Genomic DNA, 23056 nt, shown 5'->3' with positions numbered 1-23056 from the left:
TCACAGGCCTTTCGCGTCCACCGGCCGGTCCTCGGCGGCCACGGCGATGCCGTCCTGGCGGGCGACGAGGAAGGCGTGCGCGGCGCTGGAGGCCGCGGTGCGGACACCGCCTGCGACGGTGCTCCACGCCTCCTGGCTGACCGAGACCAGCGCCGAGCGGTCGGTCACGATCGGGGCCGAGTCCGGTGCGGCGACCAGCCGGTCGAAGCCGGGGCTGCGGGGGTGCACCGAGGTGAGGCCCAGGGCCTTCTGCAAGGCCTCCATCGGACGGCGCCAGAACGCGGTGAAGGGGAGCGTCCTGAGCTGTGCGGCTCCCCGGTCGTCCTGGAGGTCGAGGTAGTATCCGGCCCGCAGCCGCTGGAACGGCGGCAGGTGGCAGGCCTCAGCGGCGGTCAGGTCGAGGTAGGTGCCGGGCGCGAACCAGTCGTCGGCCGGCCCGCCCTGGGTGAGGCCGTCGGACGTCGCGGAGACGTCGACGCTCTGCTGCCCGGCCAGGCGCCGGCCGCCGACCCGTACGACCGGCAGGCCCAGCGGCACCAGGGTCTGGGTCCAGCGCAGCCGGCCGAGCGGGGAGACCACCGCCGTGCCGTCGGGCAGTCGCCCGGCCGGTGGGGCGGGCGCCGCGCTCGGGTCGGCCGCACCGTCAGCGTGCAGGTTCGAGAGCCGCCGGAACTCCGCGTCGAGGAGCGCGGCCGCGTCCTCGACAGCGGGCGCGGGCGGCGGTCCGTCCGGGCCGATCCGGAAGGTGCCGGACCAGCTGATGTCGTGGAACAGCAGTTCCTTGGACACCGAGACGTGCAGCGTCCACGGCCCGGGCCCGTCCAGCGAGCCGGCGGCGGAGACGCCGCCGGAGAAGAACGCGACCCGCACCTCCCAGCCGGCCTGGAAGTCGACGTGCAGGTGGAACGGGTCGAAGGTGACGATCGCGTCCACCGCGATCGAGCCGTGGGCGGAGATCACCGCGAGATCGGCGCCGACCTCGAAACTGCCGCCCACCTGGAAGCTGTTCGCGGTGATCGCGAGGTAGCCGTCGGCCCTCAGCGACACGAACGGGATCGACGGTACGTCCAGGGCCAGGCCCAGCCGTTGCTGCCGCGGCACGACGGCCGGCGCCGGGTCGAAGCCCGGGTAGAACCCGCCCGCCGTCACCACGACGTACGGCGGGCTGCCCCAGCAGACCCGGGCCGCACCCGAGCCGGTGACCTGGAAGACGGTCAGCGCGCGCGAGTCCACCAGCACCGCGTCGACCGCCACCAGGTGCTTGGCGACGTCCAGTTCGCCGAGCACGTCCAGGTGGACGGCCAGCACCGGGGGCAGGTTGATCGCCGCCCGACCGGCCAACACAACCTTCGCGTCCGGGAGTTGGAGCAGCAGGGCCGCGTCCGCCGTGACCAGTGAACGGGTGCCGCCCAGGTCCAGCCAGCCGAGCGTGAATGTCGGCCCGAGCACCTGGGTGCCCGGGCTCGCGGGGAAGAACTCCTCCAGCGCGTCGAAGAGCGCCCCGGCGTCCCGCACCGGGTCCTCGGGGAACAGCGCCGCCGCCGCGCTCCCGTCCGCGAGCCGCCCGCGCAGCCGGTCGGTGTCCACCCGGCGGTTGGCCCCGACGATGCCGCCCACCGCGTTCAGGCCGAAGCCGAAGCCGAGTTGGACGGCCGGGGCGAACCGGGCCGACAGGAGGACCAGCAGCGAGGCCGCTCCGCCCTGCGGCGCCCGTACGAGCGCCGCCCCGAGCACCTCCAGCGGCCCCAGCGCCACCCCGAGCGCGCCCGCCAGGCGCTCCGCGGACACCGACAGCGCCCCGCCGCCGGACAGTCCCGGCACGTCCAGGTCCAGGCTCCCGGAGAGGGAGGGCACCAGCGAGATCACGTCCGGGTCCGGCAAGCCGGGGGCCTTGACGACGGCAGCGGGGACGGTCAGACCGATCAGCCCCGGGCCGAGGGCCGCCGTCCGCACCGCCCCGCTCGGGGAGGGGAGTTCGCCGCGGAGGGGCTGCAGCGCCTCGCGCAGCACGGGCACGTCCGGCACGGCCTGGAGCAGCGCGTCGAACGCGGCCTGGCGGATCGCCGGCAGGGCCGCGAGCAGCTCGCTCCGGGCCTGCGTCGACCCGGCGGCGACCGCGTCCGCCAGGCTTGCCAGGTGCCCCGGCGGCATGACTTGGGCGTGGGCGACCACCGCATCGAGGTTCCGGATGAGTTGATCGGCCATGACGGACTCGGATTCTGCGTCCTGGGCGGGGCCGGGGTGGTGTCAGGTGCCGTCCGGATCGAGGATGGCGTTCCAGGCGGAATCACTGGGTGGGTTCGGATCCGCTCCGGAGCTGGGATCGAGCTCCGTCACGTTCGCGGCGCCGAGGCTGCCGAACCACAGCTGCGAGGCGGGGAACGCGTTCGTGAGCGTGTTGGCGGGAACGTTGAGGTGCAGGGCCCAGAGCCGGATCCTCAGGTCCTTGACCAGGAACCCGTAGGCGGGCTCGAAGAGGCCGACCGCCTGTTCGCTGTCGTGGGTCATGCCGCGGCGGTTCACGTTGGCCGATCCGATGACGGCGAACTCGTCGTCGAAGATCCACGTCTTGGAGTGGACGTAGTTGAGGTCGTGGGTGCAGGCGATGACCTTGCCCGGGCCCGCCGCCAGGAGGGGGTCGAGGAACTTCTTGCGCCTCGCCCAGTACTGGCCGATGCCGGGGGTCTCGTTGTTGATCGTGCTCGTGTCCTCGGTCACGATGATCAGGGACGTGATGGACGGCAGTGCCGCCAGCAGGGCGGCGCTGATGTCCATGTCGACGAGGTACTGGTCCTCCAGGTAGATGAACTGGACGGCGGAGGCGATCGCGTTCAGCACCAGGGACTTGACGGAGCGTTCCCCGGTGGTGGCGAAGGTGTATCCCGAACTGCTGCCGAAGTTCCCCGAGTGGGCCTTGCCGTTCCCGAAGGTCCAGGCGGAGCGGCACTGGATGTCACCCACCGGCCCGGAAGCGCCCACCGACGAGTTGACCGTGGCCAGGGCGTTCGCCGTCGGCGAATCCGTCCACCGTCGAACGAAGTTGCGGTAGAGGTTGTCGGCCACGGGGCCGGTGAACCGGCAGTGGACGTCGTGGAGCGGCCGCGCAGGGGGGTTGCCCCACGACACGCGGTCCTTGTTCAGGTCCATTCCGCCGGCGAACGTGAGGAGCCCCTGGGCCGTGCGCACGACGATCACCTTCTGGTGGTGCGTCCCCGCCTCGAGGACCCGGTCGTCCTCGACGGCCGCTCCGTTGGCGAGGCCGTTGATGAACTTCACCGTGGCGGCGTTGTTGTAGAAGCCGAACGGGCCCCCGCTGCCGCCGACGGGGTTCTTGGCCAGCAGCGCCCGAACGTCGGCACCGTTGTCGCTGGCCGCCTGGAGCAGGACCCGAGGGGTCGTCGTGGGATCGCCGGTACCATCGGCCAGCACGTCGAGCGGGCAGTCCAGGTCGAGGAACCAGCCGGCGATGTAGATGAAGTCGCCGGCAGCGCCGACCAGCGAGAAGGCCGCCGCGATGTCGGGGAACGCCTCGTCACCCCCGACGTACACCGTGACCGCGTTGCCGTCCGCCCGGGCACCGAGCCCGACCGAGGCGGTGAGCCAAGGCGGGAACGGCCGCAACTCGTTGACGAAGTCGTTGTCCAGCGCCGTCATCGTGTCGTGGCCGATCTGGCCGTCCACCGCCAGGGACCGCGCCGCCTGATAGTTCTCCACGGCCGCCTGCGTCTGCGCTCCGAAGAACCCGGTGGCACCGTCCGGGATGTCGAAGCCGAGCGAGATCAGAGAAGCCTGGATCTTCCGGACGGCCGTGCCCGTGGCATTCACCTCCAGGACCACCGTGCCGGCCAGGCAACCCTCCAGAGCCGGCTCGCCCTTGAACCGAAATGCACCGATCACGTCCGAACCCCACTCCCTGAAGTGGGCCGGACGTCGTCCCTCCATGCGCCCCCGGGCGCAACTCTCCCTCCGACAGGCGATCGGCTGGAACCGATGTCCAGGGCGCCTGGGCCTCGCTCGTCCGGCCACTGTCCCGTGCTCTCACCGTACTGCGCGCCGGAAAGCCCGGCATCTCCCGCCGGTGGGGCTCCGCGTGGGGTGCGACCCGAGGCCGGTGCCGGGCGCGGGCCAGGATTCCGGAGCCTCCCGGACGAGCGGAACGCACACATGGCCCGCCGGCGGGGTGATTCCACGAGGTCGGCTGCCCGCGCAGGCGAGGCGAGGACGGCCGGTCACGACGTGACGGAAAGGACGATCTTTCCGATGGTACGGCCGGTTTCGCCCAGCGTGTGGGCGGCTGCGGCGTCCTCCAGCGGGAAGACGGCGTCGGTGATCACTCGCAGGTGTCCGTCCTCGACCAGTGCGGTGATCTCGTGCAGGCCCTGCCGGTCGGGCTCGACGAGCATGAACTCCGCCCGGACCCCGGCTGCTTCGGCCTCCTCGTGGGGGAAGGCGTCGTCCAGTGGCAGTATCGAGACCAACCTTCCGCCGCGGCGCAGGGTTCGCAGGGAGCGGGCCCGGTCAGCGCCACCGAGGGTGTCCAGGACGATGTCGACGTCGCGGACGGTCTCGGCGAAGTCCTGGGTGCGGTAGTCGACGAGTTCGTCCGCGCCCAGGGAGCGCAGCAGGTCGTGCTTGGCGGCGCTGGCGGTGCCGATCACATGGGCGCCGCGGGCCTTGGCGATCTGGACGGCCAGGTGGCCGACGCCGCCCGCGGCTGCGTGGATGAGGACGCGCTGCCCGGGCCGGACGTCGGCGGTGTCGACGAGGGCCTGCCAGGCGGTGAGCGAGGCCAGCGGCAGGGCGCCCGACTCGACGTGGGTGAGGCTCTGGGGGCGAGGGGCGAAGTGGCGTGCCGGGGCGGTGACGTACTCGGCGTAGGCGCCGGCCGGGTGCGGGAAGCGCGGCATCCCGAACACCTCGTCGCCCGGCTGGAACAGGGTCACACCGTCGCCGGCCTCCTCGACCACCCCGGAGACGTCGAACCCCAGGGTGAAGGGGAGCGGCGTCCCGTCGGCGAACACTCCCCGCTGTCGGGTTTTCCAGTCGGCCGGGTTCACACCCGCCGCGTGCACCCGGACCAGGATCTCGCCGCGGCCCGGCTCCGGGCGCCGGGTATCGACGACCTTGAGGACGTCCGGGGTTCCAGCCGTGTCCTGGGAGACGGCGCGCATGGTGGGGGCAGTAGTGGTTCGGGACATGACGGCGTTCTCTTTCCGGGTGCGCTTCTCGCGGTTGCGCCGGTTCTCCCCGACGCGCCATCAGACTGCCGGGCCCCGAGGGGCCCCGGTAGTGGCGTGATGGCCATGACCTGAAAAGATCTGGCCATGCACCACGTGGGCGTTCTGGCACTGGACGGCGTCGTCCCCTTCGAGCTCGGCATCCCCGCCCGCATCTTCGGCGCCGCCCGCGACGAGGCCGGCAACCGGCTCTACACCGTGACCACGTGCAGCCTCGACGGCGGGCCGGTGCGGGCCGAAGCCGACTACGGCCTCACCGTCAGCCGTGACGCCTCCTTGCTGGCGGACGTCGGCACCGTCGTCATCCCGCCTTCCCACGCCCTCGGCCCCATCCGCGAGGAGGGCCGCCTACCCGCCGCACTGCGCGAAGCCCTGGCCGCCATCCGCCCCGGCACCCGGATCGTGGGCATCTGCACCGCCACGTACGTCCTGGCCGCCGCAGGGCTGCTCGACCACCGTCCCGCCACCACGCACTGGCGCGAAGCGGAACGCCTGCAACGGATGTTCACCACCATCCGCATCGACCCCGAGGTGCTGTTCGTCGACGACGGCGACGTCCTCACCTCCGCCGGTGTCGCCGCCGGGATCGACCTGTGCCTGCACCTCGTCCGCCGCGACCACGGCAGCCGGATCGCCAATGACGTCGCCCGTTCCTGCGTGGTCCCGCCATGGCGGGACGGCGGGCAGGCCCAGTACATCCAGCGCCCCGTCCCCGACCCGACGGCCCCCGGCACCGCCCCGACCCAGGCATGGGCCGTGGAACGCCTCGCCGAATCCCTCGCCCTGACCGACCTGGCCGCCCACGCGAACATGAGCGTGCGCACCTTCACGCGTCGCTTCCGCGACGAGACCGGTACCACTCCGGCCCAGTGGCTGGTCCGCCAGCGCGTCGACCTGGCACGCCATTACCTGGAGACCACCGACTGGCCCGTCGACCTCATCGCCGACCGTACCGGGCTCGGCACCGGCGCCTCCTTGCGCCGTCACCTCCGCGCCGCTGTCGGCGTCACCCCCCAGGCATACCGACGCACCTTCCGCCCCGCCCCCACGGCCATCCCGGTGCAAACGACGAGCGGCAGGATCGGGCGGCCGGCTCGGCGGCCCGGCAACGTCGAACTCAGCCCGGGCGACGGCTGCCGCAGCAGCCTCGGGACTGCGTCCGGCGGCACCGGGAGTTGGGGCAGCAGGGTGTAGCCGGCGCCACGCATCGGGCCCTCGCGAAGTCGCGGAGGGGCGGCCCGACACGCGCGGCGGCCCCCTGGCGAGTCGACGGAAGGACGTCGAGCATGCCCCTCAAGCGAGGCCGGCACAACACTCGCCCCAGCCGTGACCTGGCCCCGCCGCGTCCACAACTGCCCGGAAAGTCCCACGTCACAGGACCGGTGGTCGAGAACGGCCTGCCGCACCACGGCCTGCTCGGCCTCCCCGAGCACCTGGTCCCCGACCGGCTTGCCCCGCGGCCGCATGGCCGGCGCCTCCCGGCCGCCGGCCTGCCACTTCGCCCACCACGTGTCGACCGCCTTCAGCGACACCCCGAAGACCGCTGCCACGTCCTCACGGTCCCGCCCCGCCACCAACGCAGCCACCGCCCGCAGTCGCAGGGCCTCCTGTGCCGACGGCGACAGATGCCGGCGTCCCCCACCAGATTACTCACTCCCCACCAACGCCCCAGAACCCAAACCGTTTCAGATCGAATATGTGACGACTACCGAGCTTCGGCTCGACGGCGTTGTTGTCGCCGGGTGGATCGTTCGGCAGGATGCGAGCGGTGACGGCGGCGGGAACCCGCCCGATCGCGCCGGGCGTCGTACCGGGACGGGACAGTTCGTTCGCTTCAGGGAGGGGTGGGTCCATGCGCGGTGATCGGCTGACCGAGGACCAGTTGACGAGGACTTTCGGCGCCGTGCTGGAAGAGGTGCTCAGTGGTCAGGGTTTGCGGACCTGCACTGGGCTCGACATGGCAACGGATGACGCGCTGTGGGAGATCGCCAAGTATGGTCCGGGGGCCCCTGCCGAACTTGTCGACGCCGCCCGTGCTGCCTTCGCCGGGCAACTGGACGGCAGCAACGCCGCGCGCTGGCGCGCAGAGCTCAGGCGCAAGTTGGCAGCGCGCGGGCAGCGCGCCGCCGAGCGCGAGTCAGGTCCCACCACCGAGGCTCGTGGTGGTGCCGAGCCGCCGGCGAAACCGCTCGGGGCGACGCCGACTTCAGTACGGGCGATGCGTATCAAAGGCGATCAGACCTACTTGGACGAGTACGGACGCACCTGTCACGCAGGGGAACTGTTCAACGGGGAAGTAGAGGAAGTCGCGGACAACGGGCACACCGAGCTGCTCGGCACCTACTGCTCGGGCATCGAGCACGGGCGGCAGCAGGAGTGGTGGCCGGACGGGACCAAGCGGGCCGAGGGCGTGGCCATCATGGGTGCCGCGGTAGGTGAGTGGCGGTACTGGCACGCCAACGGCCGGCCGTCGGAAGTGGTCGTTTTCGATGAGAACGGTCGGGAGATGTCGAGAAAGCGCTGGAATGCCGTAGGTGAGCTGATCATGGATCACGTGACGCGCCGGGCCTGACCCTTAGGCAGGATCAATGGAGCGCTCGCTCGGCGAGTCGGCGTGAGTGACGCCCGTCGTGGCTCCGTGGCCGTCGGCGTCGACGCCGCCTCGCACTCCTGGCTCGCGGCGGACTGGGGCGCATCGGAGAACGGCGACGACCAGTACGTCAGACAGTCCGCCGGTGGTCCCGTCGAGGCCCGGATCGGCGGGACCGTCGTGGCGGGCTAGGGCGTTTCTTTCCGATCATCGGATCGTTGGTCTGGTCGTGCCGTTGACTGACGCGCAGTGGGCGCGGATAGAGCCGTTGGGGGTTGTCACGGACAACCGCGTAGTCCAAGAACACCCGTCAGACCCTGCCACAAGCGCACCATTGATCGCATGGCGAACCGCCGCTTCCGCCAGCGGGGTTGGACACCGAGCACTCGCGCGGAAAGCCTTCCCGGTACCGGCCCGCAGCTGGAGACCGGTCGCGGATCGCTGGGATCTGAGCCACACGCACTCCTGGGAGCCGATGAGCAGGGAGATCAGGCGGCGGGCCGAAGCTCTGCTCCGGGAACACCGAGCGTTGACCGATCCGTGGAGACAGCTACCGACGGGTCGGTCGGCACTTTCAATTCAGCGGTGCTCGGGGTTCTCGAAGTCGAAGCGACAGCCGGCGTCCCATTCGGAGCGCTGGTTGCCGTGGGCGGGGATGCCGCCGGCGTCCTTGAGCATGCGGGCGAGGTGGAGCTGGTTCCAGGTCATGAAGGTGGTGTTGCGGTTGGTGAAGTCGTTGTCCGGGCCACCGGAGCCCTCGTCCAGGTAGGACGGGCCGGGGCCGGCCTCGCCCACCCAGCCGGCGTCGGCCTGCGGCGGGATGGTGTAACCGAGGTGCTGGAGGCTGTACAGGACGTTCATCGCGCAGTGCTTCGCGCCGTCCTCGTTCCCGGTGATCAGGCAGCCGCCGACCCGGCCGTAGTAGGCGTACTGGCCCTCTCCGTTGAGGATCGACGAACAGGCGTACAGCCGCTCGATGACCTTCTTCATCACGGACGAGTTGTCTCCCAGCCAGACCGGACCGGCCAGGGTGAGGATGTCGGCGTTCATCACCTGGGAGTAGATGACCGGCCATTCGTCGGTCTCCCAGCCGTGTTCGGTCATGTCCGGCCAGACGCCGGTGGCGATGTCGAGGTCGACGGCGCGCAGGACGTCGACCTGGACGCCCTGGCGTCGCAGGATGCCGGTGGAGACGTCGATGAGGCCCTGGGTGTGGCTGCGCTCCGGGGATCGCTTCAGCGTGCAGTTGATCACCAGGGCGCGCAGGTCGGTGTACGACGTCGTCGGGTCCGGCACGGTTTCCTCCCTCGGGCCGTCGGGGGCCGATCGAGTGACGGGCTACCCGGACAGCTCATCAGCCCGGCTCCCTGGGCGCACACGGAGTTGGGCCGGTCGCCTGACTTCCGGTGCCAGGTCGCCCCGCGGCCGGTCAGGCGGACTCGGCGCGGCGGACGAAGAGCATGTCCTGGGTGTGGCCGATGGAGTAGCTGCCGTCGGGGCGGGCGAAGTGGTCCTGGACGTAGGCGGCGAGAGCCGCGCGGGAGGGGCGGGGGTCGAGCGTGGCGAGGTCGGCGACGTTGACCATGAACTCGGCGACGTCCATGGTCTCGGCGAGGTTCGGCGCGCGGTAGTGGAGGTCCAGGGTCTCCACGGCGATGTCGTCCTGCGGGTGCTGGGCGCGCAGCCGGGCGACGATCGGCCCCAGGTCGTAGCGGACGCCGGTGAAGTGGGCGGCCATCCGCATGCAGGCGCTCTCCGGGTTCTGCAGGACGACCAGGAGGGTGCCGCCCGGGGCGGTCCAGTCGAGGGCGCGGGTGACGGTGTCGAACCAGTCCGCCGCCGGCACGTAGTACAGCACGTGCGAGAGGTGGACGAGGTCGGCCGGCTCGGGCGGCTGCACCCGGTCGAGCCGGTCCGGGAGGACTAGGGCGTCGGGGCAGGCGGTGGCGAGCTTCTCCCGCATCGCGGCGCTGGGCTCGACGGCCACCGTGCGGTCGAACGATCGGGCCAGGTGCGCGGTGGTGCGGCCGTCTCCGGCGCCGAGGTCCAGCAGGACCCGGCGGTGCGGCAGGGCGGCGACGAGTTCGCTCAACCGGGCGTGGGTGAGGGGCTTCTCGTCCGTCCCGGCGAGGAAGAGCTCGAACACCCGGCGGTACTCGGCGCTCGCCACGTCCAGGACGCGGACCGGGTCCGCGTCCCTCGTCTCCGTCTCCACCTGTGGTCTCCCTCTGACTCTGACGACTTGTCGGGCGAACTCGGTGCACTTCGAAGGCAGGGCACCCCGGGCCCAGTGCGCTCCGGGCCCAGTGCACCCCGGCGTCGAGGCGGCTGCGCGCAGGGACGTTCCTGCCCGCGTGTCGTCCGGGCGGCGGCGGCGGTGGTCCGGGCACCCGCCGGATGTGCGGGCGGCGCGCCGGAAAGCCCCCGTCGCCGGGTGGAAGTCCCGGGGCGGGGAACGGCGGCGACAAACCCCGCGCTAATTCGGTGGCCCGCCCTCCGCGGCCGCTCCTACAGTGTCCGCGGATCACTGACGTTCACGGGAGCCGGACATGCGCGTGCACTACCCCCGGACTCCGCATCTGCCCTGGTCACCCGGCGCGGCCGCGGACGACGTACGGGCCGGTGACCTCAGCGCGCTGGCCGGTACGGAGGTCGTCGTCACCGAGAAGCTCGACGGCGAGAACACCACCCTCTACCGCGACGGCCTGCACGCCCGTTCGCTGGACTCCGCCCACCACCCCTCCCGCGCCTGGGTGAAATCCCTGCAGGGCCGGATCGGCGGCCGGATCCCGGACGGCTGGCGGATCTGCGGGGAGAACCTGTTCGCCCGGCACTCGATCCCGTACACCGACCTGGAGAGCTGGTTCTACGGCTTCTCCGTCTGGACCGACCGCGACCACTGCCTGGACTGGGACGACACCGTCCGCTTCCTGCGCCGCCTCGGCGTCCCGACGCCCCGGGTGCTGTGGCGCGGCCGTTTCGACGAACGGACGGTGCGCGCCCTGAGGACGGACCCGGACCGGCAGGAGGGCTACGTCGTGCGGAGCGTCCGGGGCTTCCGCCGGGCGGAGTTCGGCGAGCGGGTCGCCAAGTGGGTCCGGCCGCACCACGTGCGCACCGACACCCACTGGATGCACGCCGCCGTGGTGGAGAACGGGCTCAGCCCGGCTGCCGCGCTCTGGTCCGTACGGTCCGGTGCGCTGCCCGAGCCGACCGCCCTGGCGACCGCCTTGGGAATTCCCGAACTCGACTGCCCACCAGATGAGTTGGCGGAGGTCTCGGCCCGGCTGGACGAGCTCGGCAGCGGCGGGGACGCCCGGCTGGCCGGGGTGCTCGCCACCGCGCTGCGGGCCGAACGCCGACAGTCCCTGGCGCCGCGGCTGGCCGGCCCGCTGGGCCTGCCGCTGGCCCGCCGGACGGCCGACCTGGTCGGGCTGCATTCCGGGCTGCAGCAGCCGTACCCGGACGGGGAGCGCCGCGCCGGGCTGGTCCGGCTCTCCTGCGCCGCCGACCTCGGGGTCCTGCATGCCGTCGCCGCCACCGCCGCCGCCGGGGAGGCGGAACGCGAGCAGGTCGCCTGGTCCGCGCTGCACGCCGAGGACGCCGGGCTGCTCGACGAGGCGCCGCGGACGCCGCTCGGCCGGCTGCGCTCCGGCCTGCGCGAGGCGCTGGCCGACCTCGACCGCGACGCCGCGGACCGTTGCTGGGCACAGGCCCGGGAGGCGTACGCGCTCGGCCGGATCTCCACCGTCGAGGAGGCGGTCGCGGTCGCCTGGCCCCGGCGGGACGGCCGCTTTCCCCGGCTCCTCCACCTGTGCGGGCCGTCCGGCAGCGGCAAGAGCACCTTCGCCGCCGGCCTCACCGGCGTCGGCGCCCGGATCAGCCTGGACGACCTGCGCACCGCCCGGGGCTCGCGCGCCGACCAACGCGACAATGCCGCGGTGCTGCGCGAGGGCCTGGCCCGGCTGGACGCCGCCCTCGCGGGGGCGACCGCCGACCGCGCGGGCCCGCAGGCCGATCGAGCGGGTACCGGCGCCGATCACACGGGTGCCGGTGCCGATCACACGGGTGCCGACGCCGCTCGAGCGGGGAGCAGCGCCGTGGGCACCGTGCTCTGGGACGCCACCTCCCTCAACCACCGGCAGCGCTCCCACGTCCACGCCGTCGCGCAGCGCCGCGACGCCCTGGTCACCCAGGTGGTGCTGGTGGTCGGCGAGGACGAACTGGTGCGACGCAACGCCGTACGGACCCACCCGGTGCCGGCCGAGGTGCTCGCCGCGCAGTTCCAGCGCTTCAGCCCGCCCTACCCCGGCCAGGCGCACCGCACCTGGTACGTCGGCCCCGGTGGCACGGTGGAGGACACGGCGGGCACGCTCGATGCGGAGGAGTACTGATGCGCCCCATCGAACAGATCTGCCAGCGCATCCGCTGGGACGCCCGCTTCGACCCGTCCCGGTTCACCCTGGGCGTGCGCCAGCGCGACGACCGCACCAAGCGCGTCCCGCTGGAGGCCTTCGCCGCTTCCGGCGACATCCCCTGGCACCGGGTGCGCCGGGTCGAGGCCGACGGTGTCGTGGTCTGGGACCGCGACGCCGGCGTGGACCTGCTCGACACCACCGAAGCAGGCCGCCGCACCGACCCGCGCCGCCTCCCGTCGCCCTTCTTCACGGCGACGACCCCGCACGCCTGCCTCCCGGACGGCGGCTGGCAGGCCGCCGCAGCGGAGCCCGGCCAGCACGCCGCCCCGGCGGCCTCGGCGCTCTCCCCGGCCCCGGCGACCTCGGCGCTCTCCCCGGCCCCGGCGACCTCGGCGCTCTCCCCGGCCCCGGCGGTCTCGGCGCTCTCCCCCGCGCCGACCGGCACGAGCCTGCGCGTGGTCACCTGGAACACCCTGTGGGACCGCTACGACGCCGACCTGATCGCCACCGCCCGCCGCCGCCCGCTGCTACTCGCCGCACTGGAGGCCTGCGACGCGGACGTCATCGCCCTGCAGGAGGTCGAGCCCGCCCTGATGGCCCTCCTGCTGGTGCCGCCACCTCCCCGGGGTCCGCGTCCGGCACGTCGAGGGCGGCGCCGTCCCCACCCTGACCCGCTGACCCGCCCGCGCCGACCCCTCGGCCTGCGGACCCGCCGGCCTGCGGACCCGCCAACCTCCGTGACCAACCCGACCAGATCCGAAAAGTTTATTGCGCAATTTATCCTTCGGACCTGCCGTCGTGGCATGCCGCAGAAGCCCGAACCCGAGCAGATCACCGACCTGTCCCGCCTGAAGGCGTTCACCAACCCCCTGCGGATGCAGCTCTACCGGCTCCTCTACGCGGCGGGCAGCGCCACCGCCTCGCACCTCGCCGAGCAGGTCGGCCAGGCGCCGTCGCTGGTCAGCTACCACCTGCGCAAGCTCGCCGAACACGGCTTCGTCGCCGAGGCGAGCGGCCGGAGCACCGACGGTCGGGAGCGGTGGTGGCAGGTCACCTCCGAGGAGGGCTGGGGCTTCCGGGAGTCCGACCTCTCGGGCACGCCCGAGGGCGCCGCCGCCGTCGGCGCGGTGACGAGCGCCATCATCGACTCCCGCACCGCCCAGTACCGCGCGTACCTGGACCAGGGCGCCGCCTGGGGCGCGGAGTGGACCGACGCGGCCTTCAGCGCCGAGTGGCTGCTCGACCTCAACCCGGCCGAACTCGCGGAGATGCGCGACGAGTTGCAGGAGCTGTCCCGGCGCTGGCGGGAGCGGGGCAAGGCCGCCAGGGCGACCGGTGACACCGCTGACCGCGAGCACGTGTCCGTCCACCTGTACGGGTTCCCGTTCCGCCCCTGAGACCACGCCCCCGGACATCGCTCAGCCCGCCCCGCACGCCCGCTCAGACGAACCCGGAGTCCACCATGGCCGTCGCGGAAGCGACCCGCCCCGTCCAGGCCGCCACGCCGCCCGCCCACCGCGACGGCAACGTGCTGCGCTGGCTCGCCGCCTACACCGCTTCCCTGATCGGCGACAGCGTCTACTTCGTCGCCCTGGCCTGGTCCGCCCAGCGAGCCACCGGCCCCACCGAAGTCGGCCTGGTCATGGCCGCCGGGGCGCTCCCGCGGGCGGTGCTGATGCTCGGCGGCGGCGTGCTGGCCGACCGGCTGGACCCTCGTCGGGTGATCCTCGGCAGCGACGCCCTGCGCTGTCTGCTGATCCTCTCCGTGGCAGCCGCCATCGCCGTGACCACGCCCGGGCTCTGGCTGCTGGTGGCGGTGGCGGTCGTCTTCGGCGCCGTCGACGCGCTGTTCGTCCCCGCCGTCGGCGCCCTTCCGCCCCGGATCACCGGGCCGGACCAGCTGGCGCGGGTCACCGGCATGCGGTCGCTGTCCATGCGCCTCGGGCAGATCGCGGGCCCGCCGCTCGGCGGCCTGGCCATGGGCCTGGGCGGCCCCGCCGCCGCGTTCGGAGTCGCGGGGCTGCTCTTCGCGCTCTCCCTGCCGCTCCTGCTGAGCATCCGGGTCCGGCCCCTCGAAGCACCGGCCCGGCCGACGTCGCCGCGCTCCGACACCGCTGGCGCGGACCTCCTCGACGGCTTGCGCTACCTCTCCCGCCACCGGCTGATCGGTCCGCTGGTCGCCGTCTGCGCCGTCTGCGAACTCGGCCTCACCGGCACCCTCAACGTCGGCATGGTGCTCCTCAACGCCGAACGCGGCTGGGGCCCGTCCGGGTACGGCTGGATCGTCGCCTGCTTCGGCGGCGGGGCCACGGCCGGCGCCGTACTGCTCACCGTCGTCGGCCGGCTCCCCCGGGCGGGCCTGACCATGGCGGGCTCCCTGTTCGTGGCCAGTACGGGCGCGGCGGCCCTGGGCCTGGTCCCGCGTCTGGGGACCGCCGCCGTGCTCGCCGCGCTCGTCGGCCTGAGCGCGGGCGTCTCCGGCGGCCTGATGCACGCCCTGGTCCAGAGCTCGACGGAGCCCGCCTACCTCGGCCGGGTCACCTCCGTCGTGATGCTCGCCATGCTCGGCCTCGCGCCGCTGAGCTACCCGCTCGGCGGCGCCGCCATCGGCGTCTCGGGAGCGGCCCCGGTGTTCGTCGCCTGCGGTGCCTTCTCCTGCCTCGGCGCGGTCGCCGCCCTCGGCTCCGGCGCGGTCCGGCGGGCCGAACTGCCGCGGCGACAGGACCACGGCGACCACTCCGCCGCATAAGGACCCACCCGCGGGGGTTGGCGGGACACGATCGACCGGGCCGGGCTCCTCCTACCCCGCCGGGGATGGCGCCGGGGGTCCCGCCGGGGTCAAGGGCCCGTCGTGGCGGGCGCTGGCGCGCCAGTCGGCGACGCGGACCAGGGTTTCGAGGAAGGCCAGGCGGAACGGGCCGAGCCCGGGGTCGTCGCGCAGGGACAGGGCCAGTTCGGTCCAGGCCGCCGGGAAGCCCGCGGTGTGCAGGGTGCGGGCGGGGAAGTGCTCGCCGGTGGACAGCCGGATCGGCGGGGTGCGGTCCCCGTCCGCGACGCCGAGCAGCAGCGGGGCCTCGTCGCCCCATGGGCGGACGGTGAGCCGGACGTGGCCGTGGTGGGCGGCGGCGAGGTAGGTCACGAGCGGACGGTGGCCGCCCTGCCGGAGCAGGAGGGCGCTGACGAGTTCGTGCCGCAGGTGTGGGCGCGCCGATCGGTGGGGCGGCAGCGGGTCGGCGCCGTTCCTGGACTTGGCGAGCAGGCCGTCGGGCGGGTCGGTGCGGCCGGCCCGCAGTTTCTCCTGGAAGGCGTCGTGGCACTTGCCGAGGTCGTGGAAGCGGGCCGCCTGGACGACGGCTTCTCGCAGGTCGGCGGGGAGTGCGGGCAGCGCGGCGAGCAGCGACTGCGCCTCCTGCGCGGTCTCCTGGAGGTGCTGGTCGAGGCCGATCCAGGCGGTGCAGCCGTAGGCCGGCCGCGCGGGGGCGGCGGCCTCGCACGCCACGGGGGCCGGACTCGCCGGGGTCCAGCCGCGGTCCGGGAGGTAGCCGCCGGTGCGGGCGTCCAGGAGCAGCCGGACACCGGGCCGCAGGTCCTCCGGGCGGACGGGGCGCCACGTGCGGTCCAGGGTGTCGCGCAGCCAGGCCCGCCCGGCGGGCAGCTGCCGCAGGTCGCCGAGCGGCACCGGGCACAGTTCGGCGCCGGCCGGGTCCGGCTCGTCCTCGCCGGGCGCACCGCCCTCCCAGGCGCGCCAGGCGGCCAGCCCCGGGAGGGAGCCGACCTGCGACGGGTCGCAGATCCAGTGGTCCACGCGGGCAGTCCCGTCGGCAGGGGTGTCGAGGACAGGGGTGTCGAAGAGGGCCAGGACGTCCTCGCACCCCGGCCCGGGCGGCACGGGCGGCGCGTCGACGCGGGCCGCCAGCAGGTCGCCGGGTGTGACGGCCCGGCCCTCGTGGGCGGTCAGCCAGCGTGCGGTGCCCGCATCGCCGCCCTCGGGGGGCGTGCACCACAGCAGGTCGCCGCCGTCGGGGTGCTCGCCGTGGCGGTTGCAGCGTCCGGCGCGCTGCACGAGCGAGGCCCAGGGCGCGAGTTCGGTGACCAGGGTGCGGCTGGAGAGGTCGAGTCCGGCTTCCAGGGCGGGGGTGGCGACGAGGACGAGGCCGTGCGCGCCCTCGGCGGCGGCCAGGACCCGGTGGAGGTCGGCGGCCCGGAAGTGCGGGTGCAGCAGCAGGGCCTCGCACCCCCGGGCGGCCAGGCCGGCGTGCACGGCCCGCGCCCGCTCGGGGGAGTTGAGCACCACGACGGTCCGGGTGCCCGGCACGTGCGCGGCGGTCACGGCCTCGGCGAGGGCGGCGACGTAGCGCCCGGGCGGGACGTCGAGACGGCCGATGCGCCGCAGCGTCCCGGTCGTGTCCGGCGCGCGCACCGTCCTACCGCCGAGACCGGCCGGCCCCCGCACCGAGGACATCCACATCGTCCGGGTCGCGGCCGCCGTCCCCGACTCGTCCCGCAACCGCTGGAGTCGGATGCCGGTGGACAGGCCAGGCCCGAGCAGGTGCGCCTCGTCGAACACCCACTGGGCATCGGTGTGGAGCAGCGCGTACGAGACCGGCGCCATCGTCCGCGCGTCCGCGTAGCCGCGCATCAACGCCCGGCTGAGCAGCATGTCGTGGGTGCCGACCAGGACCGCGGTGCGCTCGGGGTGCCGCCGCCATGCGCCCTCCTGCGCCGCCGCGCCAGCGATCAGGTGCAGCCCCACCTCGCCCGCCAGGTCCAGGCGCTCCAGCCACTCCCCGATCCGGCCGGCGGCCTGGTCGGCGAGGCTGTGCCGGGGCAGCACCAGCACCAGGCGGCGCGGCGTGGCTCCGGGAGCGGCGACCAGCCGCCGGTACAGCCACGGAAGCACGGCCGCAACGGTCTTGCCGGCCCCGGTGGGTGCCTCGAGCAGCGTGGGCAGGCCCTCGGCGGCCAGCGCCGACTGGTAGGCGTGGGGCGTGAAGTCGGTGGCGGTGCGCGCGAAAGTCTCGAACTCGGCCGTCATCGGCCCAACCTACGGCCAAACGGGCCTGCGGCGCCCGCAGAAGTGACGTCCGACCCGGGAGTTGACCGACGAGGCGACGCCCGGCCCTGGAGTTGATCGACGAGGCGACGCCCGGCGACTTGAGCCGAGGACCGTTGTCGCTGGTGGCAGCGGCCGGGCTCGGGCGTCGAGGCGTTTCCCGTCGGGTTCGCCGGGCGCGGAGTGCCGTGGTCGTGCCGGTCGCCGCGCCGAGTCCGCGCCGCGGGCCGGCCGACCACCACCAGCCGCCCGTCCGGGCTGCGACCCGTCGGTGTGCTGCCCGCTGCCTCACGGCGCGAGCAGGCCCCGCTCGTAGGCCTTCACCAGGTTGCGCGGCACGAGGTGCGCACGGCCTTCGACGGTGATCGGTACGAGCTGCGGGGCGGCGGCCTTCCACTGCGACCGGCGGTGGCGGGTGCTGCTCCGGGACATCTTGCGCTTCGGAACGGCCATGTCAGGGCTCCCGTGGGTGGGTTGGGGTTCAGCGGGCGGTGGGGGCGGAGGGCAGCAGGGAATCGTTCTTGGCGATCTTGCTCTGCTTGGCCATCAGACCTTCTCCCCCCGGGCGCGGATCCGGGCCACTGCGGCCTCGATCCCGATGGTGTCGACGGTCTTGAGGCCCTTGGCGCTGAGCGTGAGGCGGACGTGGCGGCCCTCGCTGGGCAGCCAGTAGCGCTTGCGCTGGATGTTCGGGTCGAACCGGCGCGGGGTGCGGCGGTGCGAGTGCGAGATCGCGTTGCCGAAGGACGGCTTGCGGCCGGTCAGTTGGCAGTGGGCGGGCATCGGGGGCTCCGTTCTGTCGGGGTCGACACGGAGACTCTACATGAACATGGATTTCATTTCGCTACGGTCCTGACCGCCCGACGGAGCCCCCGCATGGCACGCGACGAACTGCGCCCGGTCATCGAACTCCGCTCCACCGCCGGCACCGGCTACACCTACGCGACCCGCGGGAACCGCATGACCCGCAGGAACCGCAGGAACCGCAGGAACCGCATGACCCGCAGGAACCGCCGACACGACCCGAATCGCCTGGCCTTGCGCAAGTACGGGCCGGTCGCCGGGCAACACGTCGACTTCCGCGAAGAGCGCTGACCCGACCGACCCGACATGAGTTGAATCCAGGTCCGGCCGGCCATGGCGTCCGTCGGGCAGCCGCCAGACCCCTGGTCGGCAGCGAGGTGCGCCTGGCGCCCTTGCTCAGCCTGTCGGGCGGGAGGCCGCGGGGGTGGGGCGGTGCTGGAGGTCGACCGGGTTCTCCCCATCGGCCGGGGGACGGCCGGCGACGCTGCTCGCCGCGCTGGTGGGTGCGTCGCTCAACCCGGGTGCGGGTGCCTGGGGCGGCATCCTTCCCGGAGTCGGGGTGCGGTACGCAGCGGACGGCGTGGCGGCCGGTCCGGCGTCGGCCGAGGGCGTGGTGCCGGAGGTGGGCGTCGGCGCGGTGTGTTGGGCGGTGGTCGTCCGGCCCGGGGTGCCTGCCGGGAGGGGTGCCGGGCCCGTGCTCCGTGCGGGAGAGGTGCCGGGAGAGGTGCCGGGAGCAGTGCCGGGCGAGATCGCCGGGGTGGGCGAGGCGCCGGCGCCGGACGCGCAGGCACTGGCCGTGAGAACGAGGATCAGGGCGGCTGCCGGGAGCGCGACGGGTCTGTTCACGGGTGACTGCCTCCGGTCTCGTGCTGTCGCGCTTGGACGGCCGAGGCGGCGGGTGGGTTCCGGATCGCCGGTGCCGGCTGGTCAGGGTGAGGTCGGCGATCGAGGGTCAGGCCGGTGCCCGGCCGGCTCGGGACGAGCGGGCCGGGCACCGGCGGTCGATGCGGGTGTGATCAGTCCTCGGTCTCGTCGTAGCGGCCGTGCCCGAGGCGGCGCAGGTCGAAGGACCAGATGCCGCGCCCGAAGGTGGCGGCGTAGAGCTTGCCGTCCGGGCCGGTCTTCAGCTGCTGGACCGCGGTGGTGGGCAGGTTGCGGCCGAGGATGCGCCAGTCGGTCGTGCCGGGCGCGCGGTAGAAGGCGGCGAGGTCGGTGCCGAGGGCGAGGCCGCCGTTCGGCAGGATCTTCACCGTGGTGGCGGGGACGTCGGGCAGGTCGGCCGAGATGTCGGTCCAGGTGGCGCCGCCGTCGCGGGTCTCGAAGACGTGGCCGATGCCCGCGCCGGGGCCCTCCGTCCAGGTGCGAGAGAAGCCGTTGAAGGCGACGACGACGTGCTGGGCGTCGGTCTCGTCCACCGCGAAGGAGGAGACGTAGCGGTTCGGCAGGGTGCCGTCGACGGGCAGGTTGAGCTGGTGCCAGCCGGTGCCGTCGGTCTTGCCGACCGCGATGCCGCGGCTGAAGCCGACGTTGTTGCACGGACCGCACCAGCCCGCGTACACGGTGCCGTCCACGGTGGCGACGGCGGTGGCGACGTGGCCGGCGCCCAGGTCGTAGGCGGAGGTCCATTCGCTGCCGCTGCGGATCGCGTAGCCCTTGTGCTGGACCCAGACGTGCTGGCCGCCGGCGATCCAGGTGTTGACGTCCTTCGGATCGCTGGTGATCGGCGCGATGAAGCGCGCGGCGCTGGTGTCCTTGTCGGGCGGGGCGACCTCGTAGGAGGTGGCCTTGGTCGGATCGGTCTTCCAGACGCCGTTGTTGACGGCGCAGTTCTGGGTGACCCACATGTCGAGGTAGACGTACTCCTCGGCGATGTTGCAGCCGTTGTTCGGGTCGACGAGCGTGTCGGCGCCGTCGCCGCCGAAGTTCGAGCCCATCACCTTGTCGTGGGCGCGCAGGATGGACTCGCCGTTGTCCTGGAGGCCGCCGCTGACGATGACGCCCCGGCCCGAGCGGTCCGCCGGGTCCGTGCCGACGCCGACCGAGTAGTACTGCAGGGTGTCCATGGTGCCGTCGGCCAGCGACTTCCAGTCGGTGGCGTGGCCGGAGGCGTCGGCCGCGCCGTTGACCGGGCGGCGGTAGATGCCGCCGTCGTTGCCGACGTACACGCTGGTCTTGCCCTGGTAGCTGCCGAAGGCGACGGCGTGCTGGTCGGAGTGGGTGGTCGGTGAGCAGTCCCCGGTCTGCTTGGCCGGGTCGATGCTCCAGCACGGGAAGCCGAAGTTCCAGTACGGGCCCGGGACGGTCCAGGTGGAGCCGCCGTTCTTCGTCTCCAGGACCTCTTCGAGGCCCGCGTAGACGTGGTCCGGGTCGGCCGGGTCGACCTGGAGGAACTGGTTGTACCAGGCCTGGATGCCCGGCTGGTAGCCCGGGTCCTGAAGGGCCGAGCCGGAGTTCTTCAGCTTGTCCTTGTCCGCGATCTGGGTCCACGGCCCGAGCGGCGAGCCGGACTTGGAGACGTAGATGCCCTTGAGGCCGGTGTCCGGGTCGCTCGCCATGACCGCCGGGGACTGGTCGATCGCGTAGTAGCGCGAGCCGTCCGCGGAGGCGGCGAAGGTCACGTTGCCGACGTTCGCGGCGTCGGTCGGCAGGTCGCCCAGCGAGGCGACGCGCTGCCAGGTGCCGTCCGCGGCCTTGCTGTAGAAGCCGTTGTAGGTGTCGCCCCCGCGCCACCCGACCGCCAGGACGACCTTGCTCGGATCCTTGGGGTCGATCGCGATGTCGTTGGCGATGTTCTTGTACGGCGCGGCCGGGTCACCCGCCTTCGAACCACCGGGCAGGTACTCCGGGTTGGGCGCGAATTCGAGCGTCCACGGGCCCGAGAGGTCCGTCTCCGAGTGGCTCCAGACGCCACGGCTGGTGGCCGCCCACACCTTGCCGCCGCCGAAGCGCAGCGCGTGGATGATCGTCGACTCCAGCTCGGCTCCGCCCACCCGGTTGCCCGGCCGGAACTCGCCGTGCTTGGGATCGGCCAGCACGTACACGCCGGTGCCGACGTAGGAGGTGGCGCCGGTGTTGGACTCGCCGGTGGCGTACCAGAGCCGGCCGCCCCCGTCGAGGTTCAGCGTGCCGGTGGAGAGCGACGGCAGCTTGTCCGAGATGGACTGCCACTGCCCGCCGCCGGTGCGGGAGCGGAAGACGCCGCCGTTGGCGCCGCCCGCGTACACGTAGCCGTCGTCGTCGGCGGCGATGCCGGTGATCCGGCCGGTCACGTAGCCGGACCCGCCGCTGGAGTTGGAGTTGACGTCGCGGTAGCGGGCGTCGTCGGAGTTGTACGGCTTGTTGGTGACGTGGTCCCAGCTGCCGCCGGTGCGCGGCATCGACTGCAGCTGCGCCCAGGCCGCACTGTAGGCCCCCGGCGCGACCACGCCGGGGGCGGTGCGCGCCTCGGTGTACTGGGCGGTGCCCTCGGCGGAGTTCTCCGCCTCGTCGCCCTCGTCCTCACCGGGGGCGTCGGCCTTGGCGCTGAAGGCCGGGCCGGCGGTCGCGGCCGCGCCCTGGACCTTCTTCGCGTGCTTCTTCCCGATCTCCGCCTGGTGTTGGGCCTGGTGCGGGCGCTGGTCGGGCGCTTCGGCGGGCGCGGCGAGGGCCTGGGTGGTGGTCAGTCCGAGCGCGGTGAGCGTGACGGCGGGCAGCAGCAGCCGTCGGCGTTGCCTGTTGGACACGATGAAGGGTCCTCCCCTTGCGGCGGGCCGCGCGGTCGCGCGGCTCCGGCGGAATCCGACCGAAGCTTCGCGGGTCGTACCGGGCGGCCGGAAGGGATTGCACATAACGAATGCCTAAAACCAAATCAGTTAAGACAGTTCAGGAAAACCGAATGCCTCTCCCTCCCTGCGAAACAACCGGGAGGGCGGTCCGGGCGCCGCCCCGACGCCGGCGGCGCGAGGTCAGGTCCACTGATGGTCTCCCGCGCCCCCGTCGGTCAACTCCCGCGCGGTGTCCGGGTGCCCGGGCCGCGCCGTCTCCTCCGCCATGTGGAGGCAGGTGGATGAGCAGCCGGCGCGGCGGGGCGCGGTCGCCCGGCCGAACCGTCCCGAGGTCGGCCGGCCCGAGCGGTGTGACGGGTGTTCTTCTCTCCATGCGCGGAACGTACCACCCGGCACTGACAGCCCCTTCGCGGCAGCTCGGCGTGCGGCATCCCCTCGACTCGGACGGACGCACGCCGGCCCACCGTCAGGTCGACCGGACACTCCGTGGCGTCAGTTCGCGCCCCGGGCCCGGCCGTCGGGCACGGGCGTCGCGACACAGTCCCGAGCTTCCCCGCAGGCCCTCCCCCGGCCGTCGTCGTGCGCGCCGCCCTTGGCACCCCCGAGTCGGCAACACGCCTGGCGCGCATCGCCCCCCGAGTCGGCAACACGCCTGGCGCGCATCGACGTTCATCGACGTTCACACCGGCGCGAGGGCAGATGATGGCTCCATGACCACTACGTCTTTCGACCCCTACGCACTGCTCGCGCAGAGCCGCCTCGGCGTCCTCGCCACCATCAAGGCGGACGGCCGGCCCCAACTCTCCCCCGTCCTGCCGTTCTACGACCGGGAGGCGAACGCCATCCTGATCTCCACCCGGGACGGACTGGCCAAGACGGCCAACCTGCGCCGGGATCCCCGGGCGAGCCTGGAGGTGACCGGGCCGGACGGGCGCTCCTGGGCCACCGCCGAGGGCGTCGCCACGCTCACCGGCCCGGGCACCGACCCCGACGGCCCCGAGGCCGAGGCGCTGGTCGACTACTACCGCCGCGCCGCCGGGGAGCACCCCGACTGGGCGGAGTACCGCGCGGCGATGGTCGCCGACCGCCGCGTACTCCTCACCATCCCGGTCGACCACGTGTACGGCACCCACCTCTGAACAACACAGGGTCGGCCCGGGCCGTCGCGCTGTGGGAGCGGCGGCCCGGGC

17 protein-coding genes and 1 pseudogene are annotated in these 23056 nt (G+C 73.2%); 9 read left to right on the top strand and 9 right to left on the bottom strand.

Annotation, left to right across the window (positions count from 1 at the left end):
* From IF30_RS0102985 to IF30_RS0102975, 3 genes are all read right to left on the bottom strand, one after another.
* Positions 1-2205 (bottom strand): DUF6603 domain-containing protein, encoded by a 2205-nt coding sequence (locus tag IF30_RS0102985; RefSeq protein WP_030231454.1) that lies wholly within the window; start codon positions 2203-2205, stop codon positions 1-3.
* Positions 2206-2247: 42 nt separating this feature from the next.
* Positions 2248-3897 carry a peptidoglycan-binding protein gene (locus IF30_RS0102980; protein WP_030231451.1) on the bottom strand — a complete coding sequence of 550 codons (1650 nt, stop codon included), beginning with the start codon at positions 3895-3897 and terminating at the stop codon, positions 2248-2250.
* A gap of 332 nt (positions 3898-4229) precedes the next feature.
* A complete protein-coding gene (locus IF30_RS0102975; RefSeq protein WP_030231444.1) occupies positions 4230-5198 on the bottom strand; it encodes an NADP-dependent oxidoreductase in 969 nt (322 codons plus the stop codon).
* A 126-nt stretch (positions 5199-5324) separates the two neighbouring features.
* Here IF30_RS0102975 and IF30_RS0102970 point away from each other — a divergent pair, with 126 nt between their 5' ends.
* The 3 genes from IF30_RS0102970 (at position 5325) to IF30_RS47485 (ending at position 8019) form a co-directional block, all read left to right on the top strand.
* Entirely contained in the window at positions 5325-6431 is a 1107-nt protein-coding gene (locus IF30_RS0102970) for a GlxA family transcriptional regulator (protein ID WP_078891083.1), read from the top strand.
* 658 nt (positions 6432-7089) lie between these two features.
* Complete coding sequence (locus IF30_RS48535) at positions 7090-7809, top strand: toxin-antitoxin system YwqK family antitoxin (protein ID WP_199807802.1); 720 nt, start codon at positions 7090-7092, stop codon at positions 7807-7809.
* Between the two features lie 42 nt (positions 7810-7851).
* The gene (locus tag IF30_RS47485; RefSeq protein ID WP_158834701.1) at positions 7852-8019 is read left to right on the top strand and encodes a hypothetical protein; all 168 of its coding nucleotides are present in this window, start codon (positions 7852-7854) and stop codon (positions 8017-8019) included.
* Positions 8020-8406: 387 nt separating this feature from the next.
* Here the strand turns inward: IF30_RS47485 and IF30_RS0102950 are convergent, their stop codons facing one another.
* Positions 8407-9123, bottom strand: coding sequence for a flavodoxin family protein (locus IF30_RS0102950; RefSeq protein WP_030231437.1), 717 nt, complete (start codon positions 9121-9123; stop codon positions 8407-8409).
* Positions 9124-9256: 133 nt separating this feature from the next.
* The gene (locus tag IF30_RS43180) at positions 9257-10042 is read right to left on the bottom strand and encodes a class I SAM-dependent methyltransferase (RefSeq protein ID WP_051709069.1); all 786 of its coding nucleotides are present in this window, start codon (positions 10040-10042) and stop codon (positions 9257-9259) included.
* A gap of 334 nt (positions 10043-10376) precedes the next feature.
* On the opposite strand from IF30_RS43180, the gene IF30_RS40895 reads away from it, so the two are divergent.
* The 4 genes and pseudogenes from IF30_RS40895 to IF30_RS0102930 all read left to right on the top strand — a co-directional run bounded on the left by IF30_RS40895 (position 10377) and on the right by IF30_RS0102930 (position 14994).
* Positions 10377-12221, top strand: coding sequence for an RNA ligase family protein (locus IF30_RS40895; protein WP_037898717.1), 1845 nt, complete (start codon positions 10377-10379; stop codon positions 12219-12221).
* Positions 12221-12403 (top strand): annotated as a pseudogene (locus IF30_RS50735) (DUF504 domain-containing protein); the annotation flags it as partial. The gene IF30_RS40895 and the pseudogene IF30_RS50735, both read left to right, overlap by 1 nt.
* 645 nt (positions 12404-13048) lie before the next feature.
* Complete coding sequence (locus tag IF30_RS0102935; RefSeq protein ID WP_030231431.1) at positions 13049-13642, top strand: winged helix-turn-helix domain-containing protein; 594 nt, start codon at positions 13049-13051, stop codon at positions 13640-13642.
* Between the two features lie 65 nt (positions 13643-13707).
* Complete coding sequence (locus tag IF30_RS0102930; protein ID WP_030231429.1) at positions 13708-14994, top strand: MFS transporter; 1287 nt, start codon at positions 13708-13710, stop codon at positions 14992-14994.
* Between the two features lie 51 nt (positions 14995-15045).
* Here IF30_RS0102930 and IF30_RS0102925 read toward each other — a convergent pair whose 3' ends face one another.
* The 3 genes from IF30_RS0102925 to rpmB form a co-directional block, all read right to left on the bottom strand.
* Positions 15046-17280 (bottom strand): CRISPR-associated endonuclease Cas3'', encoded by a 2235-nt coding sequence (locus IF30_RS0102925; protein WP_051709067.1) that lies wholly within the window; start codon positions 17278-17280, stop codon positions 15046-15048.
* Between the two features lie 306 nt (positions 17281-17586).
* Complete coding sequence (gene rpmF / locus IF30_RS0102920) at positions 17587-17751, bottom strand: 50S ribosomal protein L32 (RefSeq protein WP_030231425.1); 165 nt, start codon at positions 17749-17751, stop codon at positions 17587-17589.
* Between the two features lie 93 nt (positions 17752-17844).
* Positions 17845-18081: a 50S ribosomal protein L28 gene (gene rpmB, locus IF30_RS0102915; RefSeq protein WP_030231423.1), complete on the bottom strand. Its 237-nt coding sequence runs from the start codon at positions 18079-18081 to the stop codon at positions 17845-17847.
* Between the two features lie 93 nt (positions 18082-18174).
* Here rpmB and rpmG point away from each other — a divergent pair, with 93 nt between their 5' ends.
* On the top strand, positions 18175-18393 hold the full coding sequence (gene rpmG, locus IF30_RS0102910) for a 50S ribosomal protein L33 (RefSeq protein ID WP_030231420.1): 219 nt from the start codon (positions 18175-18177) through the stop codon (positions 18391-18393).
* Between the two features lie 725 nt (positions 18394-19118).
* Here rpmG and IF30_RS0102905 read toward each other — a convergent pair.
* On the bottom strand, positions 19119-21824 hold the full coding sequence (locus IF30_RS0102905; RefSeq protein ID WP_420791114.1) for a glycosyl hydrolase: 2706 nt from the start codon (positions 21822-21824) through the stop codon (positions 19119-19121).
* A 752-nt stretch (positions 21825-22576) separates the two neighbouring features.
* On the opposite strand from IF30_RS0102905, the gene IF30_RS0102900 reads away from it, so the two are divergent.
* Positions 22577-23005: a PPOX class F420-dependent oxidoreductase gene (locus tag IF30_RS0102900; RefSeq protein ID WP_030231415.1), complete on the top strand. Its 429-nt coding sequence runs from the start codon at positions 22577-22579 to the stop codon at positions 23003-23005.
* The last annotated feature ends 51 nt before the right edge of the window (positions 23006-23056 follow it).

Source organism: Streptomyces sp. NRRL S-350, from assembly GCF_000719705.1.
GTDB lineage: Bacteria > Actinomycetota > Actinomycetes > Streptomycetales > Streptomycetaceae > Kitasatospora.
The sequence above is the reverse complement of the archived record's forward strand: the minus strand, read 5'-3'. Positions and strand labels throughout refer to the sequence as shown.